This is a genomic window from uncultured Arcanobacterium sp. (assembly GCF_947253055.1).
Taxonomy (GTDB): Bacteria; Actinomycetota; Actinomycetes; order Actinomycetales; family Actinomycetaceae; genus Arcanobacterium_A.
Genome location: NZ_CAMXYE010000085.1, coordinates 1 through 5,284, shown reverse-complemented (window position 1 = coordinate 5,284; position 5,284 = coordinate 1). Strand labels below are relative to the sequence as shown.

Annotated in this window: 5 protein-coding genes; 2 read left to right on the top strand and 3 right to left on the bottom strand. The window is 52.2% G+C overall.

Features of this window, described 5'->3' with window-relative positions; all coding sequences use genetic code 11:
* Nucleotides 1-634 (top strand): glycosyltransferase (locus Q0X35_RS05865; RefSeq protein ID WP_297566478.1); only part of this gene is annotated, 634 nt, incomplete at its 5' end.
* Here Q0X35_RS05865 and Q0X35_RS05860 read toward each other — a convergent pair.
* From Q0X35_RS05860 to Q0X35_RS05850, 3 genes are all read right to left on the bottom strand, one after another.
* The gene (locus tag Q0X35_RS05860) at nt 534-3,068 is read right to left on the bottom strand and encodes a hypothetical protein (RefSeq protein ID WP_297566476.1); all 2,535 of its coding nucleotides are present in this window, start codon (nt 3,066-3,068) and stop codon (nt 534-536) included. The genes Q0X35_RS05865 and Q0X35_RS05860 overlap by 101 nt on opposite strands.
* Before the next feature lie 11 nt (nt 3,069-3,079).
* Nucleotides 3,080-4,435, bottom strand: coding sequence for a PFL family protein (locus Q0X35_RS05855; protein WP_297566474.1), 1,356 nt, complete (start codon nt 4,433-4,435; stop codon nt 3,080-3,082).
* Nucleotides 4,436-4,525: 90 nt separating this feature from the next.
* Nucleotides 4,526-4,795 carry an ACT domain-containing protein gene (locus Q0X35_RS05850; protein ID WP_297566472.1) on the bottom strand — a complete coding sequence of 90 codons (270 nt, stop codon included), beginning with the start codon at nt 4,793-4,795 and terminating at the stop codon, nt 4,526-4,528.
* Between the two features lie 248 nt (nt 4,796-5,043).
* Here Q0X35_RS05850 and Q0X35_RS05845 point away from each other — a divergent pair.
* Nucleotides 5,044-5,284: AzlC family ABC transporter permease (locus Q0X35_RS05845; RefSeq protein ID WP_297566470.1), on the top strand; the 241-nt coding region annotated here is incomplete at its 3' end.

The window sequence follows — 5,284 nt, the reverse complement described above, 5'->3', positions numbered from 1 at the left end:
GATAGTAGTTATAGACGACGGCAGTACCGATAGTACTGGCGAAATTGCCCGCCGCGCAGGTGCGGAAGTAATTACGCATTCGCGAAACCGCGGCAAAGCAGCCGCTCTGGAGAGTGGCTACCGCTACCTAGCGGAGGCAAGAAATTATCATTCTTCGAAGGATACTCCCCCGCTACCGGTGGCTTTACTGCTCGCTGATGCAGATCTAGGAGATTCTGCCTCTGCCTGCGCTCCCCTTATCGAGCCGGTGCGCAGCGGAAAAGCAGATTGCACGATAGCGCTTTTACCTGCCCAGAAAGGCGCCGGCGGGCATGGTTTCGTCACGGGCTTGGGGCGGAAATATATTTACCAGCTCACCGGCTGGGAAGCTCGCCAGCCGCTTTCTGGCCAACGCTGCTTAAGCTGGGAAGCTTTTTCGGCCGCGCTGCCGCTCGCCGCTGGTTGGGGCGTAGAAGTGGGAATGAGTATTGATTTGCTACAGGCGGGATATCGGCTGCAGGAAGTGCCTTGCACGCTACAGCACCGCGCCAGCGCTAATGATTTTGCCGGTCAACTTCATCGCGGGCGGCAGTATGTGGATGTGTGGCGGGCGGTGCTACCGCGTTGGTGGGCGGCGCGGCGGAAAAACAGCTGAGCCACAGCGGCACACCGTAGCAAAGACCGATACAGAGCATCACTAAGCCGGAATCGTTAATAAGCATTCCGCAAAGTAGTACTACCAGACCGGAAATACCGGCACTGAAGATATCGGCAGAAAGCGGGAAATTCTCTGCTTTCCCCCGCGTAATTGCGCGAATTTTCCGGCGGTAGCTCCACAGCGCCCAACCTATTCCCAGCGCAATAGCGATTCCGATTCCCCACGCCCAGAAGGGGACGGAGGTGAGAAGCTGCGTGATTTTCCGCATCACTATTTCTGCACCTTTACCGTCGATAAGCTGCGCAAAAAACTTTCCAAAGTGTGAACGCACTGCCGGCGGGCGGCGCCAATCTAGGTAGGCCACCCCGAACATTCCCAAAGCCCCGCCTAGAAAGGCTAGGCACAGTTGGTAGAGACGAAAACCGCGCGCCCGAGCTAAGAAAAAAAGCGTCAAAAAAGCTAGGAAGAGAGCCGGTGGCCCTCCGAAATCTGCACCTATTTGCGGAGCTCCGTCGATAAAGATACCGAGAATCGCCAAGATAACTATTACAGCCAAACGAAGTGAAGCAGAAGCGGATTTCTTTCGTAGATATCCGAGGATCACGCCCACCGTGAAGAGCAGCGAAAGCGCAAAAATTACAAAGGGGGCGTTGCTGAAGCCGTAGAATCTACCGCCGGATTGTGGCTGATCACCCAGGATAGATGAAAAATGCAAAGGAGAGCCACAGAGCGCATCGATAGCGAGAGTGCTAGCACTTAGAGCAGCAATTATAGAAGCGGGAGCCAGCGGCGAGCAGCGGCGGGCGGGCACGATGAGAAGAGCTAGAGCGGCGGCAAAAATCAGGAGGAGCGGCAATTGCCATATTTCTGCCCGCGCCAGCCGCCACCAGGGGAAAAGATTTAAGAGGAAAGTGCTGAGCGGCAAAGCGGCGATGAAAATACAAAAATAGAATAATGCCGGTGGAAGAGGCCATATTTTTGCCGGTGGCAAACCGGGAGAAGATTTGCGCTGCGCGCGTCTATAGAGCAAAACGGCAAGTAAGACGGCAATCGCCCCAATTCCAAAAGTGAAGTAGAAAGGCGCTACTCCGGAGCGCACCAAGGCCGCACGGAGCTCTTTGTCTGCTAAGTAGGCGGCGCGCACCTCTCCGCTGCGTTGATCAGATTTCAATTGCAACGGAAAATCAGCAGCGGAAGGAGTACCCGTGAGAGCTGGCTTATCGGCATCATTTTGCGCAGCTGCGGCATTTTCCGCAGCTACCGCACCCAGCAGCTGCGTGATAGTGGGCAAAATATCCGTAAGTTGTACCACGCCAGGTTGGCGGGTAGAAAGAGATTCAGCTAAAGCTGGGACGCTAGAAATTTGTGGAGCTGAATTTTCTCTCGCTCCTGCGCTAGCTCCCGCATTGGCTCCCGCGCTCTTTCCCGCATTAGCTCCCGCGCTCTTTCCCGCATTAGCTCCCGCGCTCTTTCCCGCATCGGCAGCAGCAAGAACCCCAGAACGCCGGAGCGCAAAAAATTGCATACGCGCAGTTTGGCTATCTCCATCTGCCACCGAGAGAAGAAGTACGTTGTGAGTGGAAGGAATGAGAGGAAGTAATTCCCCGATGCGCGCATCTATTTCCGCTACTTGCGCTAAAAATTGGGGACTATCTGGATGTGGAGCCCGCAGTGCCGCCTGTAGACGCGGCGGCAGAGTAGAAGCAGCAGGAGTAGCATCTTCCCAAGCAGCTCCCGCATCTATTATTACGAAACTTTTCTCTTTTACCTGCTGATAGGCCTTTTTAAAACCGTCGTCATCACGCGGAGCTCCCGCATATTCTCCGTATATTATTCCTTCATGATCTGCTAAAGCTAATCCCGCTCCCGGGCCTATTCCGCCCGCACTTATCGAATGCTGGCGCAGTTGCGCTGCTAATTTTCCCAATTCGGGGTGATAGGGATTTCCTCGATTGGCGGCAGCTATTTCTACCCAGTGGGGAATCTGATAGGGGGCAGCCGGCGACTGCTCCAACGCCGGCATACAAAAAGTAGCAGAATCCGGCAAGCTAGCTCGAGCGCCGCTCGCCAAGGTGAGCCAGCCAGCGGCTGGGCAAGTAGTATCTGCATGCGTGCGCACCACTAAGTTAGCAGCAGCAGAGTCTTCTAAGAAATCGGCTAAATGCGGGGTACGAGCTCGATCTATATGTGAAAAGCGTACGCCGGAAAAACCGATTACGACGAGCGGCGCAGATTCGGAAGCAGTACCGGCAACGGCAGGCAAATTAGTTGCGCTCGGTACCGGCAAGGCAGAATTAGCAACCGGCGAAGCAGAACTCTCAGCTGGGCGCTCAGCCATCGCCACTCCCCACCCGGAAAATAGCGAGAGAAAAAGACTGCTGAGTAATACCCAGAAGAAAGAAACCTTGACTATGCGCCGCTTGCTAAGCATCGTATTATTCTTTAATTTTTCAAAGCGTGAATAGGCGCGGGAATCCGCCCGCCCCGTTCGGCAAATTTTTCGGAAGCGAAACGGCTCACTTCCATTACGGGCGCTCTCCCGAGCAATCCTCCGAATTCAGCCATATCACCTACTTTTTTCCCGGGTATCGGAATCAACCGCACCGCAGTGGTCTTAGAATTCATCACTCCAATAGCTGCTTCATCGGCAATTATTCCGGAAATAGTGGCCGGCGGCGTATCGCCCGGAATAGCGATCATATCTAAACCGACCGAGCAAATCGCCGTCATCGCCTCTAATTTCGCCAAAGAAATAGAACCTCGCTCCACCGCCGCAATCATATTGGCGTCTTCCGAAACTGGAATAAAGGAACCGGAGAGCCCGCCGACCGAATTCACCGCCATCATTCCCCCCTTTTTCACGGCGTCATTGAGCAAAGCCAAAGCCGCTGTGGTGCCGGGAGCCCCCACAGATTCCACTCCGAGTTCTTCCAAAATAGCACCTACGGAATCTCCCACTTTCGCAGTGGGAGCGAGGGAAATATCCACGATGCCAAAGCGTATTCCGAGCCGCTCTGCCACAGTTTGCCCCACTAGCTGCCCCATACGTGTAATCTGAAAAGCAGCTTTTTTAATAGCAGCCGCACACTCTTCAAAAGGCCGGCCGCGCACTTTCTGCAGAGCCCGCTCCACTACACCCGGGCCGGAAATTCCCACGCTAATCACCGAATCCGCTTCCCCTATCCCATGAAAAGCGCCCGCCATAAAAGGATTATCTCCTACTGCATTGGCAAATACTACAAACTTAGCAGCCGCTAAACCGGCATTAGCTGCCGGAGCTTTACCCAGTGCCACCACTTGCCGGCCGGCTTCCGCCACGGCTTCCATATTGATTCCCGCGCGCGTAGAGCCAATATTTAAGGAACCACAGACGAGATCAGTCTCCGATAAAGCCTGCGGAAGCGAATGAATAAGCGCTATATCTGCCTTAGTGCAGCCCTTTTCCACTAAAGCACTGTAACCACCTACAAAATCTACTCCTATGGCTTTACCGGCACGGTCTAAAGCCTGTGCAAAAGGAAGTGGATCTGCGCCGCACGCAGCAGCCAATATCGCTATCGGAGTCACCGAAATGCGCTTATTAATTACCGGCACTCCTAGTTCTTGTGCCACTTCGTCGGCCGTACGCACCAAATTAGCCGCCAATTTAGTGATACGCCGATAGACTTTTTCACAAGCTGCCTCTACATCGGAATCAATACACTCCAACAGCGATATTCCCATGGTTACCGTGCGCACATCGAGATTATCTTCTTCTATCATGCGGAGAGTTTCGAGAATTTCCGGAGCAGTATCCATGCCGTTCTTCTTTCCGTTTCTTCTTTCGCTTATTTTCTAAATTACTGGCAGATAGGGGGATATAGGGCGTTATTAAAGTTTAGGGCGCTATTAAAGTCTATGCATGGCGTCAAAAAGAGATTGCGCCTGCACTTTAATTACCAGCTGTTGCTCCGCCGCCACCTCGGCGAGCCGCGTCTGAATGAGAGATATTCCCACCTGAGTTTCCGAAAATTCCAGCTCCATAATCATGGTGAAATATCCACTCATTAAAGTCTGCGAAACGTTAATTATATTTACTTCTAGTTCTGCTAGTGCCGTAGAAACGGCAGCAATAATTCCCGTGTGATCGATACCGGTGACACTCATAATGGCTTTCATGCTCTTAAAATACCATTTATTAGCCGGCAGAGCGCTGAGAGAATCTCCTTAAGAAATTTGCATTACATTTCTAAAACTGAGCGGCCCAATTATTACTAGCTGTGCGCAGAATAACTGTGCGCAGAGTAACTGCTCGCAATTTTAATTAGCTAATTTTTACTAGTATCGTGAAACCTAAACTTTCTTGTCGAAATAACGCAGCATTTACAGAGATAACGGGAGAATTTACAGAGATAACGGAGGTGCCAATGAAAATAAAAGCTTTTCAATCCGCCCTCCCCTACTGCCTCCCCATCGGCTTAGGTTTTCTTTTTCTAGCCATTTCTTATGGCTTCCTTATGTGCAGCAAAGGATTCTCTCCGCTCTACCCGATTTTTATGAGCGCTCTTATTTTTGCTGGTTCGATGGAATTCATAACTATCGGGCTACTTCTCTCTACCTTTAATCCGCTCGGCGCTTTACTCTTAACTCTTATGGTCAATGCGCGCC

Coding starts and splice junctions, on each gene's coding strand:
- Q0X35_RS05855 (WP_297566474.1), bottom strand. CDS start 4,435: ATGGATACTGCTCCGGAAATTCTCGAAACTCTCCGCATGATAGAAGAA.
- Q0X35_RS05850 (WP_297566472.1), bottom strand. CDS start 4,795: ATGAAAGCCATTATGAGTGTCACCGGTATCGATCACACGGGAATTATT.
- Q0X35_RS05860 (WP_297566476.1), bottom strand. CDS start 3,068: ATGCTTAGCAAGCGGCGCATAGTCAAGGTTTCTTTCTTCTGGGTATTA.